Below are 19,647 nucleotides of genomic sequence, written 5' to 3'. Positions count from 1 at the left end.
CGGCCAGGCGCCCGCCCAGCCCGGACGGCCGGGCTGGGCGGGCCGTGCTCCCTCAAGCCGCAGGCTCAGGCATCGGCGCCGTCGTCGGGAAAATGGACCCCGATCTGCGAGCGGGCCTCGGACAGGACCTCGATCGCGGCCACCGAGGCGGACACGGGGTGGAGCTCGGAGCCGCGCGCGCCGGCGCTCACGAGCCGGCAGACCTCCGCCAGGAGGGGGCCCATCACCTCGGCCGAGCGCGTCACGGACAGGTCCTCATGGGATTCCTCGGGGGAGCCCGGCGCGGTGATGAGACTGATGCGCTCGGGCCACTGGCAGTGGTCGAGGAGGATCGCCCTGGACTCGCCGGAGATCTGGCTGCCCAGGGCATTGGCGGAGGTCTTGGAGTGCAGGCAGGCCACTTCGAGGCCGGCGTGCTCCCCGGTGCCGTAGGAGAGGGTGAGCGTGCCGTGGGAGTCGACGCCGGAGTCCAGGAGTTGCGCCGTGGCGGTGACGCGGTCCGGGCGTCCGAACAGATGGATGGCCAGGCTGACGGGGTAGATGCCGAGATCCATGAGCGAGCCGCCGCCGAGCGTCGGGTTGAAGGCCGGGGGGAGTTCGCCGGCCCGGTAGGCGTTCATGCGCGAGGAGAACTGCTCGCGCACGAAGGCGGCTCGGCGCAGCTCCCCGAGTCGGGGAAGAGCGGAGCGGATGGCGGCGGCGCCGGGCTCGAAGGCGGTCTGCCAGGCCTCCATGAGGAAGCCGCCGGTGCGCTCCGCGGTGACGGCCATGGCCCGGGCCTGAGCGGGAGTCAGGGCGAAGGGCTTCTCCACGAGCACCCCGTATCCGGCCTCCAAGGCTGCGATCGCCTGGGATGCGTGCAGGGAGTTGGGCGAGGCGATGTAGATGACGTCGATGGGCGCGGCGCAGTCCGGGCCGTGCTCGGCGAGCATCGCCTCGAGGGTGGGATGGGCGTGGGGGACGCCGTGCTTGGCGGCATAGGCGGCGGCGCGCTCGGGCCTGGCCGAGGTGACGGCGACGATCTCGGCGGCGGGCTCGGCGGCCACGGCGCGGGCGAACCAGGCGGCGATGAATCCCGCGCCGACGACGCCGAAGCGCACCGGGCGCCCAGCGCTCGCGGAGGGCCCGGTGCGGGTATGGGGGAGGGGCGCGCCAGATGCGACGACGGGGGAGGGACGGCCGGTGCTCGCTGTGCTCATGGCCCCACTGTTCCACTGAGCCGGCGCCCTGTCACCGGCTGTGGCCGGCGGGGCGCGTACCCGGCCGGCCCGTGCCCCGCCGGCGGGCGTGCTCCTGCGCCGCCCGGCACGCCCTCCTAGACTTGGCCGGTGCGCATCGACCCCCACACCCACTCCTCCTGCTCCGACGGCACGGACACCCCGGCGGAGCTCATGCGGGCAGCCGCCCAAGCGGGCCTCGACGTCGTCGGCCTGACCGACCACGACACGACGATCGGCTGGGAGGAGGCCGAGGCCGCCGTGCAGTCCACAGGAGTGACCCTCCTACGCGGCACCGAGATCTCCTGCGCCGCGAGTGGGGTCACCCTCCACCTGCTCGCCTACCTCTTCGATCCCGAGAACGCGGACCTCGCCAAGGCCTTCGCCCACGCCCGCGACTCCCGGGGAACCCGCGCCCAGCACATGGTCGAGCGCATCGCCGTCGACTACCCCATCACGTGGGAGGACGTGCTCGTCCAGTCGGTCGGCCACAGCATCGGCCGGCCCCATATCGCCGATGCGCTCGTCGCCGCGGGCTCCTTCGAGAACCGGGACGCAGTCTTCGCCGGTCCCCTGGCCGTCTCCAGTCCCTACTATGTGCCCTACTGGGCTCTCGACCCCGTCGAGGCCTGCGCCCTCGTGCGGGCCGCCGGGGGCGTGCCCGTTGCCGCCCATCCCCGTGCCTCCGAGCGCCAGCGCCGGCTCGTGCCCGATGAGACTTTCGCCGCGATGGCCGAGGTCGGGCTCGCCGCCCTGGAGGTCGACCACCGCGACCACGGGCCCGCCGACCGCCGCGCCGCGCAGGACCTCGCCGATCGCCTCGGCCTGGGCGTCTCGGGATCCTCCGACTACCATGGCGCCGGAAAGCCCAATCGACTCGGGGAGAATCTCATGCCCCCCGAGCTCCTCGAGCGGATCGTGGACGAGGGGACCCTCCCGCTCGTCGCCCCCTGATACCAGGGGCGCCCGCACCTTCCCCGCCTCTGCCGTATTCGGTCGCCGCGGCCCGCTGGCCGCGGCGACCCGGCTCAGTCCTGGCCGGCGGAGTCGATCGGCTTGCCGCCGCGCGTCCGCTTGCGGTTCCTCGCGCGCAGCGGGGCCTCGCCGTCGCAGACGCGCCCGGAGGGCTGCCGGCGCTCGCCGTCCTTCGGAGCCCGCGAAGCGCCGCCGCCCCGGCCGCCTCGGGAGCGCGAGCCCCGCCCATCGCGGCCCCTGGCCCCGCCGCGGCGATCGCGTCGGTCATCGCGCCCGCTGCGCTTGCCGGTCTCGCCCAGGTCCTCGATCTCCTCGGCGTCGAGGCCGGCCAGTGTCCGCTTGGAGCGCGGCAACGTGCCCGTGGTGCCCTCGGGGATCGACAGGTCGGAGTGCAGGTGCGCGCTGGTGTGGTAGGTCTCGATCGGCTCGGTCACCGGCAGGCCCAGGCCCTTGGCGATGAGCCGCCAGCGCGGGATGTCATCCCAGTCCACGAAGGTCACGGCCGTGCCCGCGTTCCCGGCGCGGCCCGTGCGCCCGATGCGGTGGACGTAGACCTTCTCGTCCTCGGGGCACTGGTAGTTGATGACGTGGGTGACGTCGTCGACGTCGATGCCGCGGGCGGCGACATCGGTGGCCACGAGCACGTCCACCTTGCCGTTGCGGAAGGCGCGCAGGGCCTGCTCGCGCGCCCCCTGTCCCAGATCGCCGTGCAGCGCACCGGTGGCGAAGCCCCGTGAGGCCAGGTCGTCGGCCACTCGCGCCGCCGTGCGCTTCGTGCGGGCGAAGATGATCGTGCGGCCCCGGCCCTCGGCCTGGAGGATCCGGGCGACCACCTCCACCTTGTTCAGGGCGTGCGTGCGGTAGACGACCTGCGCCACCGACTTGACCGTCATCGACTCATCCCCGGGGTCCTGGGCGCGGATGTGGGTCGGCTGAGTCATGTAGCGGCGGGCCAGGGCGACGACGGCACCCGGCATCGTGGCGCTGAACAGCATCGTCTGGCGGTCGGCGCGGGTGCGGGCCAGGATCTTCTCCACATCGGGCAGGAAGCCCAGATCCAGCATCTCATCGGCCTCGTCGAGCACCACGGTGGTCACGTGGGCGAGGTCCAGGACGGCGCGGTCCATGAGGTCGATGAGGCGCCCCGGGGTTCCCACGACGATCTCGGCACCCTTCTCCAGGGCCTCGATCTGCGGCTCGTAGGCGCGACCGCCGTAGACCTGCACGATGCGCACGGTGCGCTTGGCCGCGGCCTGCTCCAGCTCGACGGCGACCTGCTTGGCCAGTTCGCGTGTGGGCAGGACGATGAGGGCCTGCGGGCTGCCGGAGGCCGGATCGGAGTCCCAGCCCTCCTCACCGGGGCCCAGGGTGTCCATGAGCAGTGGGATGCCGAAGCCCAGGGTCTTGCCGGTGCCGGTTTTGGCCTGGCCGATGATGTCGTTGCCCTCCAGGGCCACCGGGAGGGTGAGGGCCTGGATGGGGAAGGGGTGGATGATGCCCTTGGCGGCCAGTGCCTCGCAGATCTCGGACTCGACGCCGAAGTCCGCGAAGGACTTGATGCTCAGGTCCGCCTGGGCGCCCTCATCGGTGATGTCGGGGGCTGCCTCGTCCAGGACGGGGGCGTGGGCACCCGCGGTCTCGATGAGGCCCGAGGCGGGGGTGCTCGCGGGGCTGGTCGGGCTGGGGGCGCTGGCGGCCGAGCCGGCCTCGGCGGGGCTGGTGATGACGGGGTTCTCGTCGGTCACGACGTTCCTTCGGATGTGGACCGCGGCCCAGTGCCCGGCGCGGAGGGGGGTCCTGCGCGGGCCGACAGGGCCCCGCTGCCCGGGCCGGCGGGGCCCTGGGCCGCGCTTGCGGTCGTATGTGTGGCAGCCGATCGTGAATCGTGTCCCGTTCAGGGGCCAGGGGCGCCGCCGCGCTCTGGGCGCGGCTCGCGGGCAGGCGGGACCAGGCTGCTGGACGACCGGGCAACCGTGGACGTCGGCAGACTACCGGTCATTCGCCCTCGCGGCGGTGATGCGACGGCGATTGCCTCCGGTAGGTGGGGCACATCACGCGCCTTCGCCAAGGCGGCCGCGGGAGCGGGGCCTTCGCTCTACGCTTTGCCCATGAGCCCTTCCGTTCCTGACCCGGTCCCCGCCCCGCCGCCCCCGACCCCCGCCCCCAGCGCGCCCGATGCCTTCATGGCCGCCGTGCTCGGCGTCGTCGGCTACAGCTGCTCCGTGGCCTGCACGCGCTACGCCAAGGACGCGGACAGGGCCCCGGCGATGCCCTTGCGCGTCGAGTTGCTGCGCATGAGCGCGGCCAAGGTGAGTGCCTTCGATGCGATCATCCGCATCGGCGCCGATGAGGGCGTGGACGTGCCGGCGGCCGCCGAGCGCTTCCTCGGCTCCCTGGGCGACGTCGACGATCGCCTGCGCCCCCACGACTGGGTCGAGCGGCTGGTCAAGACCTATTTATCCTTCGGGCTACTCGTCGACTTCGGCATGGCCCTGACCGATTCCCTGCCCCCGCGTGTGCGCGGCGCCGTCCTGGAGGCCCTGTCCGAGGACCGCTTCGGCTCCTTCGCCGCCGCCGAACTCATGGCCGATCTCGACGGCGACCCCCAACTCGCCGCCCGCCTGGGTCTGTGGGGTCGCCGGGTGGCGGGCGAGGAGATCGGCGCGATCCAGCTCATGCTCGCCCGCTTCCCCGAGCTCGCCGGCGGGGAGCAGGGCGCGGCGCGCCTGAGCGCCGTCCTGTCCTCCGGCATGACGAGCCGCATGAAGGGCCTCGGGCTGCGCGTCTGAGACCGGTAGGATCGCGGGCGGGCGGGCCGTTCCCGGCAGGCGTCGCGCGGGCGGCGCAGGCTCAGATCCCGAAGCCGACGCGACGCTGCTCAGCGGCCCCGAGCTCGGCGTAGGCCAGGGAGCCCGCGGGCACGAGCACCTTGCGGCCCCGGTCATCCGTGAGGACGACATCCTTCGTCGCCGAGTCGGACAGCGCGCCCAGGACCTCGTCGTGGGAGGCGGAGGTCTCGATCTCGATCTGACGGGCGGCGTGCTTGAAGCCGAGGCTGACCTGCATGGTGACTCCTTGAAGAGCGGATCGGGGGGGGCGGATTGTGCGCGGGCGGCCCCGAAGGGTCCCGCGTCGCTGCCCCGATCGTAGGGCGCCCGTGGTCGACGACGGCGACAGCGCGGGTCCGGCGGCGTCGGTTTTCGCGCCGCGCGGACGGGGCGCGGTCGGGGGAGGGCCGGAGCGCTGAGCCGGGGCCTTGCGCGCGCCTATGCGTGTCGGTGAGGCGTGGTGAGATAGATCCATGCGGATCCAGGAGGCCACCCCGAGCACCGGCAGTGCCGGCAGTATGGCCAGCGCCGCGAATCCGGCGATCATCGCGTCGCCGCGCCTCCTGCCGGCTCCCGCCCCCGAGCCCCTGCCGGAGCCGGATGCGTCCGCGCGCGCCGTCCTCGAGGCGGTCGCCGGCGGGGACAACATCGTTGTGCTCGGCGCCCCCGGCACCGGAAAGACGAGCCTCGCCCTGCGGATGCTCGCCGGCGCCGTCGGGCGGGGGACCGACGCCGTCCTCCTGGCCCCCACGCGCGCCCGCGCGGACCGCCTGCGCCAACGCGCCGCATCCCTCCTCGGCGCCCGCGGCGGGGGGGTGGTCCGTGCCCGCACGCCCGCCTCCCTCGCCCTGACCATCCTCACCGCATCCCTCACTCAGCGCCCGGACCCGCTGCCCGCCCCGATCCTGCTGGCCGGCGCGGAGGAGGACGCCGCGCTCGCCTCCCTCATCCGCCCCGAGCAGTGGCCCGGCCTGCCGCCCGAGGCCGTCGGATCGCGCGCCTTCCGAACCGAGCTGCGCAACCTGCTCGCCCGCGCCGGGGAGCTCGGCGTCACCGCCGACGACCTCGCCGGGCTGGGTCGTGCCCTCGACGTCCCCCTGTGGGGGCCGGCCTCCGCGCTCCTGCGCACCTGGGACGCCCAGGGCCGTCCCACCGCGGAGCGCCGCGCCGATACCCGCCGCATGGACACCGCCCGCCTCCAGGACCGCGCCGCTGAGGCCCTGGCCTCCTGGGACGCCGACGGCGTCGCCGTCCCCCGGCCCGTGCCCGGCCTGGTCATCGTGGATGACTACCAGGACTGCACCGCCGCCACCGCCCGGTTCCTGACCGCTCTCGCCCGCTCCGATGAGCGCGGGCACCGCGCCCAGGTGGTGGTCCTGGGGGACCCGGACGTCGCCGTCGAGACCTTCCGCGGCGGCTCTCCCAGCCTTCTGCCGGCCGCCGAGGACCGCTCCGGGCTCGCGGCGCGCCGCCTGCGCCTGAGCACCCTGCACCGCGGCACGCCCGCGCTCGCGGCCCTGTGGGCGGATCAGGCCGGGCGGCTGCCCGTCACGGGATCAGCCACCCACCGCCACCCGAGCCTCAGCCCGGAGCGGGGCGGCGGCGCGGCTACGACCGAGCCGGTGCCGGGCGGGGCACCGCCGGCCGGGCCGGGGGATGCCGGCGCTCCCTCGGGGATCGAGCCGATCGTCGCCTCCTCCGCCGCGCAGGAGGCCGCTCATGTGGCGCGCGCCCTGCGCGCCGAGCACATCCACCACGCCACGCCCTGGCGGGAGATGGCCGTCATCGTGCGCTCCGCCGGGCGGGCCCGTGCGGTCGCCCGCGAGCTCGGGCGGCGAGGGGTGCCCCTGGCGGCCTCCGCCCCCGCCGTCCTGCTGCGCGCCGAGCCCGCTGCGGCAGCCCTCCTGCGGGTGTCCCGCGCCGCTGTCGACGGTCGTCTTGGGGCAGTGGGCGAGCCACCGGAGCGCACTGCCGCGATCGACCTGCTCACCAGCCCGCTCGTGGGCCTCAGCCTTCTGGACCTGCGCCGTCTGCGCCGCCGTCTGCGCGAGGATCGTCCCGCCCGGACGGTCCCGGACGAGCACCTGCTCGCCGCCCTCGCCTCCACCAGTGCCGGTGGGGATCTCGCCGCGGAGCTCGCCGAGGAGCCCCTGGCCGAGCAGGCCGCGCGTCTGGCCCGGGCCGCCCGGATCATCGAGGCCCTGCGCGGCGTCGCCGCTCTCCAGGGCCCGCGGTGCGATGACGGGCCGGAGAGCGCGGAGGCGCCGGATGATGGGCGCATCGACGCCGAGGCGCTGCTCTGGGCGGCCTGGAGCGCCTCGGGTTGCGCCGAGCGTTGGCGCCGTCTTGCGCTGGCGGGCGATCACGGGGCGCCGCTCGCCCGTGCCGCCGAGCGCGACCTCGACGTGGTCACCGCGCTGTTCAAGCGAGCCGAAGTCTGGGCCGAGCGGCACCCCGGCGCCCACGCCACCGCCTTCCTCGACGAGCTGGCCGCCGAGGTCCTCCCCTCCGACTCCGTGGCCCCCGCCGGGGTTCGCCCCGAGGGCGTTGCCGTTCTCACCCCGGCCGCCGCCGCAGGCCGCGAGTGGGCCACCGTCGCCGTCATGGGGCTGGGCCGCGATTCTTGGCCTGATCTGCGCCTGCGCGACTCCCTCACCCGTTCCGGCCTCCTCGTGGACGCCGCCACCGGCCGCTTGCCCGTCGGCCCCGACGGCGCCCCCATCGGTGCGCTCGACGTCACCGCCGCCCGCGCCCAGGTGCGCGCCGACGAGCGCCGCATGCTCCTGGCCGCCCTCACCCGCGCCACCCGCCGCCTCATCGCCACCGCCGTCCAGGACGATGACAACTCGCCCTCCTCCTTCCTCATCGAGGTCGCCGTCGCCGCCGGCCGCCCCCTGACCGATGCCGACGGCGACCCGCTCATCGCGCCGGATACCGGCGATCTCACCCTGCGCGGCCTGGTCGGTGAGCTCCGCCATGCTCTCCTGGCCGCCCAATCGCCCCAGGCCACGGCGCTGGCGCGCCAGCGGGGTGCCCGCGCCGCCGCCCTGCTCGCGCGCCTGGCTGGGGCAGGCGTGGCCGGCGCCGATCCGGCCACCTGGGGCGGACTGTCCGAGCCCACCTCCACCGAGCCCCTCGTGGCGGACGGCCAGCCGGTGCGCGTGAGCCCCTCCGACGTCGAGGGCCTCACCACCTGCGCGCTGCGCTGGTTCCTCCAGCGCAACGGCGCCGGCGGCGCGCCCACGGGCGCTCAGGCGCTCGGAACCCTCATCCACTCGCTCGCCGAGCGGGCACAGCGCGAGGGTCTGCGCGGGCAGGCCCTCATGGAGGCCCTCGAGGCGCGCCTGCCCGAGCTCGGCCTCCCGTCCACCTGGATGGGCTCCCTCGAGGCCGAGCGCGCCCGCGAGATGATCCGCCGCCTCAACGCGCGCCTCGAGGACGTGCCCGGTCAGGTGGAGGTCGAGCGCTCCATCGACGCCACCCTCGCCCTGCCGCTGCCTGCCGGCACGGACATTGGGGAGGGGCAGGGCGATGGCGGGGCCCCGACATCGGGCGGCGCTGGCGGAGCGACGATCGAGGTGCGGCTGCGCGGCCGCATCGACCGCCTCGAGGTCATCGAGGGGGAGGTCCCTCCCGCGGCCGGTGAGCCGGGCGCCCCTCTGCCCGGCGGCACGGGCCAGCGTCTGCGCCTCATCGATCTCAAGACCGGCAAGAGCGCGGGCGAGGGAGACGCCTCCCGCCACCCGCAGTTGACCGCCTACCGCTTGGCCCTGGAATCCCTGGGCTATCGGGTCGACGGCGGGGCGCTCGTCCTCCTCGGTGCCGAGCCGCGCAAGAATAATGGTGGCGGCGTGCGCCTCGCCCCGGATGCCGCCGCCCTCGCTCCCATCCCCGACCCCGAGACCGGCGAGGACTGGGCCACCGCCCTCGTCGCCGGCGCCGCCCTGGCCGCCAGGGGCCCGCGCCTGCGCGCCACCACGGGCCGTCACTGCCATTTCTGCGCCGTCAAGGACGCCTGTCCCGCCGTCGACGAGGGGAGGAGGACGCTCCCATGAGCGAGCCCCGGACCACTGGCCGAACCGACCAGCCCGACGCCAGGCCGGGCCCCAGCCCCCGGGCGCTGGCCGAGGCACTCGGCCTGCCCCCGCCCACGGCCGAGCAGTCCCAGGTCATCGCCCACCCGCTGACCCCCCTGCTCGTCGTCGCCGGCGCGGGCAGCGGGAAGACCGCCACCATGAGTCAGCGTGTCGTCCACCTCGTGGCCAGCGGCGCCGTTCGCCCCGACCAGGTCCTGGGACTCACCTTCACCCGCAAGGCCACTGCCGAGCTCGCCTCGCGCGTGTCCGCCCGCCTCGGCCAGCTCGCCGAGGCGGGGCTCCTGCCCGGAGCGACCGAGGCCGACGGCGCCGCCGCCGAACTCGGCGAGCCGACGATCTCCACCTACAACTCCTTCGCCGCCGCACTCGTGCGCGACCACGGCCTGGGCATCGGCGTCGATCCCGACGCCACGCTCATCACCGCGGCGCGCGCCTGGCAGATCGTCGACGACATGCTGGCCGAGCGCGTCACGCCACTGCCCCTCGACCCCACCCCCACCACCGTGCGCGCCGTCCTGCGCGTCGACAGCGCCCTGTCGGAGAACCTGCTCGACGTCGAGGAGGCCGCTGAGGGCCTGGATGACCTCCAGCACCTCTTCGCGGGACTCGCCGGTGTGAGAGGCCTGGCCGGCATCTTCAAGACCAGGGCGGAGACCATGGCCACCCAGCGCGCCCTCCTCGAGCTCGCCGCCGAGTACCGCGAGCACAAGCGCCGCCACGGGCTCGTCGATTTCGGGGACCAGATCTCCCTGGCGTGCCGGATCGTCGAGGAGGTCCCCGGCGCCGTCCGCGCGCTCGGCGAGCAGTACTCCGCCGTCCTCCTCGACGAGTTCCAGGACACCTCGGTGGCCCAGACCCTCCTGCTCTCCCGCCTCTTCGCCGGGGGAGGCGTCACCGCCGTCGGGGACCCCAACCAGGCGATCTACGGATGGCGCGGCGCCAGTGCCGGGGCCCTCGACTCCTTCCACGCCCGCTTCAACCCCGCGGGCACCGAGGCCCTGGCTGCGGGGGCGGACCCCGCGCTCGCCACGCCCGTGCTGCCCCTATCCACCGCCTGGCGCAATGACCGGCGCATCCTCGATGCCGCCAACATCATCTCCGCCCCCCTGCGCGACCGCAGCCCCGAGCCGGGGGACGCCGCCGTGGAGCGCATCTCCGTGACGCGCCTCGTCCCCCGCTCCGCGGCCGCGGGTCTGGCCGAGGGCGCCGTCCGCGTCGCCTTCCTGTCCGATCCCCTCGCAGAGGCCGAGGAGGTGGCCGAGTTCATGGCGCGGTGCTGGGGGCCGCGCGCCGAGCTCGCAGTCCTGTCCCGCACGCGCTCCCAGCTCCTCCCCATCGCCGACGCGCTCCAGGCGCGCGGCATCCCCTACGAGGTCGTCGGCATCGGCGGAATGCTCGGCGTTCCCGAGGTCGCGGACCTCCGTGCCCTCATCACCGCGGCCGCGGACCCCGAGCGGGGGGACCGCCTCATGCGCCTGCTGAGCGCCGGGGACATCGGCGCCGCCGACCTGCGAGCCCTCCACGCCCTGGCGCGCCGCCATACCCGCGGTCCGCAGCGGCCCGCGGAGCGCCGGGGCGGGATCGCCGACCCCGCCCTGCCCGGGGCCCCGGTCGACGGCCAGGAGGAGGCCCCCGAGGCACCGCTGCTCACCGAGGCACTGGAGACCATCGCCCGGCGCGCCGAGGAACCGGGCGGCGACGGTCCCATCGAGGGCCTGTCCGAGGCCGGGCGCGCTCTCGCCCTGCGCCTGGCCCGCGCCCTGCGCCGGGTCCGCGCCGCCCTCGACCTGCCACTGCCGGACATCATCGACATCGCCGAGCAGGCCCTCGACCTCGATATTGAGATCGCCGCCATGGGCCCCCAGTGGGGCGGCCGGCGCGCCGTCGACGCCTTCAGGGCCGTGGCCGAGCAGTACGCCGCGGATACCGAGGCCCCGACCCCGGCCGGGTTCCTCAACTGGCTCCAGGTCGCCCAATCCGAGGAGAACGGGCTCGACGCCCCCGAGCCCGCTCCCGAGCCCGGCGCCGTCCAGCTCCTCACTATGCACGCCGCCAAGGGCCTGGAATGGGACGCCGTCGCCGTCATCGGCATGACCGAGACCGCCTTCCCCTCCTACCGGGGCAAGGCCGAGGAGGACGGCGCCATCAAGACGGGTTCCTGGACCTCCAGCACGGAGGAGTTCCCCCATCCCCTGCGCGCCGACGCCGGCGAGCTGCCGCCCTTCGAGCTGGGGGCCCTGGAGCCCCCGCACGTGGACAAGGAGGACGTCAAGGACATGTGGGAGCGGTACACGCGGGCCCTGGGCCGCCACGCCATCGCCGAGGAGAGGCGCCTGGCCTACGTGGCCGTGACCCGCGCCCGCCACGACCTGCTGCTCACCGGATCGCACTTCGTCAAGACAGGCAAGACCCCGCGGTGCATGTCCCGCTTCCTCGCCGAGGTCCTGGGCGGCGGTGGAGGGGCTTCGCCCGCCACCGCCTGGGGCCCGGGCCTGACTGAGCTCGGCGACGGGGCCTCCAACCCCCTCCACGATGCCACCGCCTCAGCCTGGTGGCCGGTGGAGCACCCCGCCGGGCCCGGAAGCCCTCGCGCGGCGAGGATCGCGGCCGCCCGTGCCGTCGACGCCGCCCGCCGCGCGTCCGCGCCGCAGGCCGGAGAGGATCCGGTGCCGCCCACGGATCCACTCGTGGCCCGATGGGAGGCCGAGGCCGAATTACTGCTGGCCGAGCGCCGTCGGACCAAGGATGCACTTACCGGGGTGCGCATGCCCTCCCACCTGGCGGCCACAAGCCTGGACCGTCTGCGCGCCGATCCCGCCGCCTTCGCCCTCGACCTGCGCCGCCCCCTGCCGCCCGAGCCACGGATCGCCGGGCGGCTCGGCACCGTCTTCCACGACGCCATCGCCCAGCGCCTCGCGGGTCGCGCGGCCCTCATCCCGCTCACTGATGCGGGCGTCCCCGACGCCCTTCCCCCGGCCGACCGGAAGCGCGTCGAGCGCTGGCTCGCCACTGCTGAGTCCCTGCCCCTCCTGGAGGGCCGCGCCCTGCACGCCACCGAGGTGGAGCGAGAGCTCACGCTGGGCGGCACAACGCTGCGATGCCGGATCGACGCCGTCTTCGCCGCCCCGGACGGCTCCTGGCTCATCGTCGACTGGAAGACGGGGCGCCGCCGCGTCCCCGTGGGCCAGCTGAGTGTCTACGTCCATGCCTGGGCCGCCAGCCAGGGGATTGCGGTGGACCGGGTGAGCGCCGCCTACGCCTATGTGGACTTGGGTGAGGTCGACGAGCTCACGCCGGCGGATCTGCTGCCACTGGATGCCGTCGAGGGCCTCCTCGCCCCAACCGCATGATTCCAACGAATCCGGCCATCGACGGAGCGGTTGGGAGGAAAGCGATCCTCCAACCCCGCCTCTTCGCCCCTACTCCTCGGGGCGGGGCACGGCCCGCAGGGGCGTGGGGACCTCGGAGGTCACCGCCTCCATCTCACCGGCGGCCTGAAGCGCCGAGTCCGTTGGCACCGAGGCGAGGCGCGGCTCATGATGGTCGACGATCGGATCGTCGCCCACCTGGTCGGCCAGATCCTCCAGCATCGCCACCGCATCCCGAGTGACCGACTCGTCTTCCGAGTGGACGCCGTGCAACAGCCAGCGCGCCAGGCTCATCTCGCTCACCAACTCCGCGCGGTCGCGCAGGTGGCGGTCCACCCCCTCCGAGCGCGCCAGGTCGTAGGCCGATTCGATCGAGTCCAGGCAGTCCAGGGGCGCCGAGGAGTAGATCCACGCCAGGTCCTCCGCCGGGTCGCCCACATGCGCCTGGCCGAACCCGCTCATCGCCACCACGGTGCCCCCGGCGGTCAGGACGTTCTCCGCGGCCATGTCCCCATGGACCACCACCGGCCGGAAGCGCCACAGCGCCGCGTCCTCCAGGGCCTGCTCCCAGCGCGAGAGCACCGAGGACGGCACCTTGCCCGTGCTCGCGGCTTCATCGAGCAGCGCCAGCCACGAGCCCCGCACCTCATTCGCGTCGTGCACCGGCATACCCGCCTCCGACACGACGGCGGTGGGAAGCTCATGCAGCTCACCCAGCGCCTTGCCGAGCCCCGCCGACAATCCCGGCCCCGGGTGCAGGGACATCAGATTGATCGGCCGGCCCGCCATATGGGAGCGGACCTGTATGCAGGCGCCGTTGCGCCTGAGGAATCCGGCCGGCCGGGGCACGTCGAAGGACAGGAGCCCGCCGTCCACGACCCTGCCGATGCGCCGCAGCACCTCCGCCTCGGCCACCAGCTCGGCGCCGGTGAGGTCGTCGAGGGCCTCGTGGACCTCCCAATGGCGCCCCCGGGTGTCGATGACGCCGACCACCCTCAGATGCGCGGAATCCAACTGGGGCAGCGCCAGGCGGGCCGGGTCCAGGCCCCGCACCGCGATCGACGCCATGGCGGCCAAGGCCAGCGCTGAGCGGTGCTCGACCGGCGTCCCCTCCGGCGCGCCCGCGCTCTCGGGGACCTCGGCGCGCTCAGGGGAGGGGATCGCCTCGTCGGCGTCCTCGGGGGAGGCCTGCTCGCCGTCGGGCAGTACCCCGTGCCCGGGCCTCTCGCCCTTCGAGCCCGACGGCGCGCTGGGGGAGGCCCCCGCGCCTGTCTCAGCGCTCGTCTCAGCGTTCATCTCCATGGCCGGGTCCGGGGCGGGGTCCGTGGGCGTCATGACCCAACCGTAGGCGAGGCGCGGCATCTCGCGCAGCCGCCGCGCCTGGCCCGCTCGCCTGGTGAGCGGGCCAGTGGCGCCCCTACAAGCACCATCCCCGCCATCCATGCGGTTATCCACAGGTTCGCCGAATGGGGTAGCGCGAGGCGCGGATCCTCGCTTAGTCTCGGTTCGCGTCCGATCGTCCCAGGTCGGAGCCGCGATCCGACCATAGCGCCGGCCCCTGACCTCGACTGGTCCCCCGAGCCAGACGCCCCTCCTCCCGCTCGACCACCGAGGAACCCCATGGACGCCGCGACGCTGCTGCACACAGAGGTCCGCGAGCTCGTGCGCCGTCGCGGCATCGACCCCCTCTCCGAGCCCGGATCCCTGGCCGGTCTCGTCAGGGAGGCCTCCGCCGATTACCTCGCCCGTGCTGACGCCGGACTCGTCCCGCCCCTGCTCGATCCCGAGGCGGCCACCGCCGACATCATCGACGCCCTGGCCGGCATGGGGCCCCTCCAGCGCTACCTCGACGACGACGAGGTCGAGGAGATCTGGGTCAATGGCGCGGATCGCGTCTTCGTGGCCCGCTCGGGCCGCCCCGAGCTGACCACCACCCTCCTGGCCGAAGGCGACCTGCGCGTCCTCGTCGAGCGCATGCTGCGCGTCTCCGGGCGCCGCCTCGATATGTCCAGTCCCTTCGTCGACGCGCAGCTGCCCGGCGGCGAGCGCCTCCACGTGGTCATCCCGCCCATCACCGGCGCCCACTGGGCGGTCAACATCCGCAAGCACATGGCCCGCGCCGGCTGCCTGACCGATCTCGTCCGCCTCGGCTCCCTGCCGGCCAGGGCGGCCGCCTTCCTCGACGCCTCCGTGCAGGCGGGCCTCAACATCCTCGTCTCGGGGGCAACCCAGGCTGGCAAGACCACCATGGTCCGCGCCCTGGCCGGGGCCATCCCCGCCGGGCAGCGCATCATCACCTGCGAGGAGGTCTTCGAGCTCTCCCTGCGCAACCGCGACTGCGTGGCCATGCAGACCCGCCCCGCCAATCTTGAGGGCGCCGGTGAGATCACCCTGCGGCGCCTGGTCAAGGAGGCGCTGCGCATGCGCCCCGACCGCCTCCTCATCGGCGAGGTCCGGGAGGCCGAGGCCCTCGATCTGCTCATCGCGATGAACTCCGGCCTGCCGGCCATGTCCACCCTCCACGCCAACTCGGCCAGGGAGGCCGTCGTCAAGATCTGCACCCTGCCTCTGCTCGCCGGGGAGAACGTCTCCGCCGCCTTCGTCATGCCCACGGTCGCCAGCGCCATCGACCTCGTCGTTCACCTCGGCCTCGACGCCGCCGGCCGCCGCACCGTGCGAGAGATCCACGCCGTCACGGGCCGGGTCGAGAACGGCGTCATCGAACTGGCCGACCTCTTCCACCGCGACCGGGCTGACCGCCTCGTTCGCGGCACCGGCCTGCCGCCGGGCCGGGAGCGCTACGAGCGCGCCGGGCACGACCTCTCCCGCCTCCTGGCCGTCGACCAGGCGCCGTCCCTCCCCGACGCCGCGTCACCGGGGACCGCGGCGCTCGCCCGACGGCGTTCCTCCCCGGGCCCCGCCGTCACGGCTTCCCACGTGGTCCCCGCCGGGCGGGAGGGCCACTGATGGGTGCCATCGCAGGGCTCCTGGCGGGCCTGGGCCTCGTCCTCATCTGGCAGGCCTGCACGAGCGAGCCCCCGCAGTGGCGATCCGAGCGCTCCCGGCGCTTGGGAGACCTTCTCATCCGAGCCGGCGCCGGGCGCACGAGCCCCGCCGCCTTCGTGACCGGGAGCCTCGGGGCCGGCGCCGTCGTCGCCTTCGGATTCCTCGGCGCCACCGGGGCATGGAGCATCGCGGCCGCCTTCGGCGTCATCGCATCCCTCTGCCCCTTCCTCCTCATCTCCTCGCGGGCCCGCGCCCGGCGCACTCGTCTGCGCGAGATCTGGCCCGAGGCGGTCGACACGCTCGTCTCCGGGATCCGGGCCGGGATGAGCCTGCCCGAGGCCCTGGCCAGCCTCGCCGAGCGGGGCCCGGAGGCGGTGCGCGCCGAGTTCTCCGCCTTCGCCGTCGACTACGCGGCCACCGCGCGGTTCGACGAGTCCCTGGCCCGTTTGAAGGCCCGCTTCGCCGACCCCGTCGCGGACAGGATTATCGAGGCGCTCCACCTCGCCCATGAGGTCGGCGGCACCGAGCTCGCCGACCTCATGCGGTCCCTGGCCCGGATGCTGCGCGAGGACATGCGCACCCGCGGCGAGCTCGAGGCCCGCCAGTCCTGGACCGTCAATGGCGCGCGGGTGGCCGTGGCCGCCCCCTGGCTCGTCCTGGGCCTGCTGTCCACGCGTCCCCAGGCCGCGGCCGCCTACGCCACGAGCGGCGGCGCCCTCGTCCTGCTCATCGGGGCGATGGCCAGCGCGTTCGCCTACCGCCTCATGCTGAGGATCGGGCGCCTGCCCGAGGAGGAGCGGGTGCTGCGATGAGCAACCATCTCGTTGTCGGGGGCCTGATCGGCCTGCTCGCCTCGCTCGGCATCGTCCTGGTCCTTCAGGCCCTGTCGCGGCGGCGCCCCGGCCTCGTCGCCCGTCTCGAACCCTATGTCCAGGAGCGGCCCCGCGGATCCGCGCTCCTGCGCGCCCCCGGTCCTGGCGGGAAGACCGTTCCCGGCCTGCTGCTGGCCGCCGTCGCCGACCTCGGCGGGCTCCTGGAGTCCATGGGGTCGTCCGCGGACTCAGTCCGACGGCGCCTGGCCCGATCCGGCTCCCACCTCACTTACGACGAGTTGAGGGTCCAGCAGCTCGTCTGGGCGGGCGCGGGCCTATCCGCCGCCCTCGGGCTGGGGCTCATCTCCTCGTTCGTGCGGCCCATTAGCGTTCCTGCTGTGCTGATAGGCGCCCTCATCGCGGCGATCGCCGGGGTGGCCGCCCGCGACTGGTGGCTCTCGCGCGCCGTGAAGCGGCGCACCGCGAGGATCGAGGCGCAGCTGCCCGACGTCGTCGAACTCCTCGCGCTCGCCGTCGGGGCCGGTCAAGGGCCGGTGGACGCCATCGAGCGGGTCACCCGCCGAGGGCGCGGGGACCTCGTCGACGAGCTCGGCATGACCCTGGCCGATATTCGCTCGGGGACCGTCCTGGCCACCGCTCTCGAGGGCCTGGAGGCGCGGTGCGGCTGCCCGGCCCTGTCCCGCCTCTGCGAGGCCATCACCGTGGCGATGGAGCGCGGGACGCCCCTGGCCGAGGTTCTGCGCTCCCAGGCCGCCGACTCCCGCGAGGCCGCCCGGCGGGCCCTCATCGAGGAGGGCGGCAAGCGCGAGATCGCCCAGATGGTGCCCGTCGTCTTCCTCGTCCTGCCCATCACCATCCTGTTCGCCCTCTATCCCGGGCTCGTCGTCCTGCGGCTGGGCATCTGACCGCCCGGAGCCGCAGCCCAATCCCCGCCCCTATCCAAGAAAGGAACCACCATGAGCATCCCCTCCCGCAGTGTCCGGCGCGCCGCCGCCAGATTGAGCGACTCACTGGATGCCGCCCTGCTCGGCTGCGCCCGGCGCGCCAGGGCCCTCGCCGTTCGAGCCGGCCGCGCGCTCTCGCCCGAGCGCGGCGACGTCCCCGGATGGGTCCTCGTCACGCTCATGACCGCCGGACTCGTCGTCGCCCTGTGGACCGTGGCCGGTCCCGCGCTCGTCAACATCTTCACCTCCGCGATGAACAAGGTGACCGGTGCGATCTGAGATCCGCGGCCCGCGTCGGCTCGACGTCCCGCGCCTGCCCCGATGCCGCCGTGCCCCTGGGCGGGGGAGCGGTGAGGAGGGTTCGGCGATCGCCGAGTTCGTCATGGTCGGCGCCCTCGTCATCGCGGTGGCCATCGCCCTCCTCCAGCTCGCGCTGGGGCTCTACGCCCGCAATGTCCTCACCGATGCCGCGGGCGAGGGCGCCAGGCGCGCCGCGCTGGCGGGAGGCACCGAGGAGGAGGCCACCGCGCGCGTCCGCGCCCTGACGGGCGCCGCCCTCGCCGACGACTACGTCACGGATGTGCGGGTCCGCCGCGTGGTTCGCGATGGTCTGCCCGTGGTGGAGGTCGAGGCGAGCGCACCCATGCCCGTCCTCGGGCTGCTCGGCCCCGGCGGGAGCCTGCGCGTGAGCGGTCACGCCCTCGATGAGTCGGCCCTCGCCCGAGCGGGCGCGACGCCATGAGCCGGCTGGCGAGGGCCCGGTGGCTCACCGTGCCGGGCGGGGGAGCCGAGCGGGGCAGTGCGACGGTCGAGTTCATCGGATGGAGCGTGGTCATCGTCGTGCCGATCCTCTACCTCATCGTCGCCCTCGCCCAGGCCCAGGCGGCCTCATTTGCCGTGGCCAGCGCCGCCGACTCCGCCGCCCGCGCCATGGAGTCCAGCGCGGGTGACGCCGATGGCCTGGGGCCGGCCCGCGCCCGTGCCGCCGTCGGCCTCGCCTTGGCCGATCAAGGGCTCGACGATGACCCCGCCACCGCGCTCGCCCTCGACTGCGAGGACTCCGCCTGCGCCCGGCCCAGGGCCGTGCGCGTGGAGGTGGGAGTCGACCTGCCGCTCGTGTCCGCGACCGGGATCGGTGACGATCTCGTCACGATCTCCGCCGTGCGCCCCGTGAGCACTATCGAGAATGGCCTCCCGGCCCCAGGGGGTGATCGATGAGGCACAACAATGCCCGTGCCGCCACGGGCTCACCCGCGCTCTCGGCGCCCGCCCCCTGGCGACGGCGCCTCAGGGCGCTGCGCCGTCGCTGCGCGGCCGAGGACGGCCAGGCCATGCTGCTCGGGATCGGCATGATCGCCGTCGTGCTCGCCCTCATCCTCGGCATCACGTCGGTGACCTCCGTCTACTTGGACGTCAAGCGCCTGACCGCCATGGCGGACTCCGCCGCGGTGGCGGGGGCGGGCAATACCGCGCCCGACGGCTATTACGCGGGCGGCCTTCCCGCCGCGCCCGTGGCCATGGACGACGCCTCCGTGCGCAGCGCAGCCGTCGACGACCTCGCCTCCCAGGCCGAGCTGGGAGTGGCGAGCGCCGGGGGCCTGAGCGATGTGGGTGTCAGCGATGCCCACGCCGAGGATGGGAGGATCGCCGTCGTCACCCTCAGCGGCCACTCGCGCCCGCCCGTCCTGCCCTGGGGGCTGCTGCCCTTCGAGGGCTTCGACATCAGTGCCACTGGGTCGGCCCGGACGACGACGGGGCCCTGAGACGGACAGGGAACCGCGCGATGCGCGCTCACCGGTGCCATTCGCACCCACCGGTGCGGGCAGCTCACACCGTTCGGCGCGCGCAGCACCGCCCGGTGCGGAGCGCGCACCAGTCGATGGGCGGCTCGGTCAGGCGGCGGTGCTCAGGAGAGCGGCGGCCGACGCCGCCTGACCAGTGGGCATCGCCGTCGCCTCGGCCGTGGGTGCCGGAAGCACCCGTGCGGCCGGGGCGGTGGCGGGGCCCGCCAGCCCCGGGCGCTGCCAGCGGGCGGAGACGGCGGCCGCCTCGCGGCGCACGAGGCCGGCGATGTAGGCGCGCTTGACGGTCAGGAGCACGTTGATGCCGACCACCAGGTAGAAGAGGTTCGCGACGACGCTCGGCCAGGCGCCCGAGGAGGCGCAGTTGACCATGAGCATGATCGAGCCCGAGATGTTGAGGGCCTGGTACTTGAGGGAATCACCGGCCAGCTTGCCCGACGAGATGAGGGCGTACGCCCAGAGGAGCTCGGCGGCGCCGAGCCAACCGGCCAGGGACAGGAGGGAGGGAACGAGATGGGTCACGGGGGATGATCCTGGACCCCTTCGCGATGAAGATCAATCGCAGGTATCTGTATAG

General features: G+C 74.4%; 16 protein-coding genes. 11 read left to right on the top strand and 5 right to left on the bottom strand.

Annotation, left to right across the window (positions count from 1 at the left end):
- Nucleotides 1–65: 65 nt before the first annotated feature.
- Entirely contained in the window at nt 66–1,199 is a 1,134-nt protein-coding gene (locus B6G06_RS06445; protein WP_081171594.1) for a Gfo/Idh/MocA family protein, read from the bottom strand.
- Nucleotides 1,200–1,328: 129 nt separating this feature from the next.
- Between B6G06_RS06445 and B6G06_RS06440 the strand changes: the two genes are divergently transcribed.
- Nucleotides 1,329–2,171 (top strand): PHP domain-containing protein, encoded by an 843-nt coding sequence (locus tag B6G06_RS06440; RefSeq protein WP_080461817.1) that lies wholly within the window; start codon nt 1,329–1,331, stop codon nt 2,169–2,171.
- Nucleotides 2,172–2,245: 74 nt separating this feature from the next.
- Here the strand turns inward: B6G06_RS06440 and B6G06_RS06435 are convergent, their stop codons facing one another.
- Nucleotides 2,246–3,937: a DEAD/DEAH box helicase gene (locus B6G06_RS06435; RefSeq protein ID WP_095532441.1), complete on the bottom strand. Its 1,692-nt coding sequence runs from the start codon at nt 3,935–3,937 to the stop codon at nt 2,246–2,248.
- A 363-nt stretch (nt 3,938–4,300) separates the two neighbouring features.
- Between B6G06_RS06435 and B6G06_RS06430 the strand changes: the two genes are divergently transcribed.
- Nucleotides 4,301–4,981: a ferritin-like fold-containing protein gene (locus B6G06_RS06430; RefSeq protein WP_080461816.1), complete on the top strand. Its 681-nt coding sequence runs from the start codon at nt 4,301–4,303 to the stop codon at nt 4,979–4,981.
- Nucleotides 4,982–5,042: 61 nt separating this feature from the next.
- On the opposite strand, the gene B6G06_RS06425 is transcribed toward B6G06_RS06430, so the two are convergent.
- Nucleotides 5,043–5,258, bottom strand: coding sequence for a DUF3107 domain-containing protein (locus tag B6G06_RS06425; protein ID WP_080461815.1), 216 nt, complete (start codon nt 5,256–5,258; stop codon nt 5,043–5,045).
- 235 nt (nt 5,259–5,493) lie between these two features.
- Between B6G06_RS06425 and B6G06_RS10640 the strand changes: the two genes are divergently transcribed.
- Both B6G06_RS10640 and B6G06_RS06415 read left to right on the top strand, forming a co-directional pair.
- Complete coding sequence (locus tag B6G06_RS10640; protein WP_276205779.1) at nt 5,494–9,075, top strand: PD-(D/E)XK nuclease family protein; 3,582 nt, start codon at nt 5,494–5,496, stop codon at nt 9,073–9,075.
- Complete coding sequence (locus B6G06_RS06415) at nt 9,072–12,467, top strand: ATP-dependent helicase (protein ID WP_081171592.1); 3,396 nt, start codon at nt 9,072–9,074, stop codon at nt 12,465–12,467. Before B6G06_RS10640 ends, B6G06_RS06415 begins: the two co-directional genes overlap by 4 nt.
- A gap of 69 nt (nt 12,468–12,536) precedes the next feature.
- Here B6G06_RS06415 and B6G06_RS06410 read toward each other — a convergent pair whose 3' ends face one another.
- Nucleotides 12,537–13,820, bottom strand: coding sequence for a phosphotransferase (locus B6G06_RS06410; protein WP_229657886.1), 1,284 nt, complete (start codon nt 13,818–13,820; stop codon nt 12,537–12,539).
- Nucleotides 13,821–14,105: 285 nt separating this feature from the next.
- Between B6G06_RS06410 and B6G06_RS06405 the strand changes: the two genes are divergently transcribed.
- From B6G06_RS06405 to B6G06_RS06375, 7 genes are read left to right on the top strand one after another with little or no spacing between them, the layout of a single operon-like run.
- Nucleotides 14,106–15,452: a TadA family conjugal transfer-associated ATPase gene (locus B6G06_RS06405; RefSeq protein WP_081171590.1), complete on the top strand. Its 1,347-nt coding sequence runs from the start codon at nt 14,106–14,108 to the stop codon at nt 15,450–15,452.
- Nucleotides 15,452–16,303 (top strand): type II secretion system F family protein, encoded by an 852-nt coding sequence (locus B6G06_RS06400; RefSeq protein WP_080461812.1) that lies wholly within the window; start codon nt 15,452–15,454, stop codon nt 16,301–16,303. Before B6G06_RS06405 ends, B6G06_RS06400 begins: the two co-directional genes overlap by 1 nt.
- Entirely contained in the window at nt 16,300–17,229 is a 930-nt protein-coding gene (locus tag B6G06_RS06395; RefSeq protein WP_080461811.1) for a type II secretion system F family protein, read from the top strand. Before B6G06_RS06400 ends, B6G06_RS06395 begins: the two co-directional genes overlap by 4 nt.
- A 51-nt stretch (nt 17,230–17,280) precedes the next feature.
- On the top strand, nt 17,281–17,547 hold the full coding sequence (locus B6G06_RS06390) for a hypothetical protein (protein WP_233129469.1): 267 nt from the start codon (nt 17,281–17,283) through the stop codon (nt 17,545–17,547).
- A complete protein-coding gene (locus tag B6G06_RS06385; protein WP_081171588.1) occupies nt 17,537–18,010 on the top strand; it encodes a TadE family protein in 474 nt (157 codons plus the stop codon). Before B6G06_RS06390 ends, B6G06_RS06385 begins: the two co-directional genes overlap by 11 nt.
- Nucleotides 18,007–18,486 (top strand): peptidase T4, encoded by a 480-nt coding sequence (locus B6G06_RS06380; protein WP_205635446.1) that lies wholly within the window; start codon nt 18,007–18,009, stop codon nt 18,484–18,486. The genes B6G06_RS06385 and B6G06_RS06380 overlap by 4 nt, the downstream gene beginning before the upstream one ends.
- Nucleotides 18,483–19,031: a pilus assembly protein TadG-related protein gene (locus B6G06_RS06375; protein ID WP_081171586.1), complete on the top strand. Its 549-nt coding sequence runs from the start codon at nt 18,483–18,485 to the stop codon at nt 19,029–19,031. Before B6G06_RS06380 ends, B6G06_RS06375 begins: the two co-directional genes overlap by 4 nt.
- Nucleotides 19,032–19,160: 129 nt before the next feature.
- Here the strand turns inward: B6G06_RS06375 and B6G06_RS10070 are convergent, their stop codons facing one another.
- Nucleotides 19,161–19,592 (bottom strand): CBU_0592 family membrane protein, encoded by a 432-nt coding sequence (locus B6G06_RS10070; RefSeq protein ID WP_080461808.1) that lies wholly within the window; start codon nt 19,590–19,592, stop codon nt 19,161–19,163.
- Between the last annotated feature and the right edge of the window lie 55 nt (nt 19,593–19,647).

The organism is Actinomyces gaoshouyii, from assembly GCF_002076915.1.
GTDB lineage: Bacteria > Actinomycetota > Actinomycetes > Actinomycetales > Actinomycetaceae > Actinomyces > Actinomyces gaoshouyii.
This window is presented reverse-complemented; position numbering and strand designations above follow the sequence as displayed.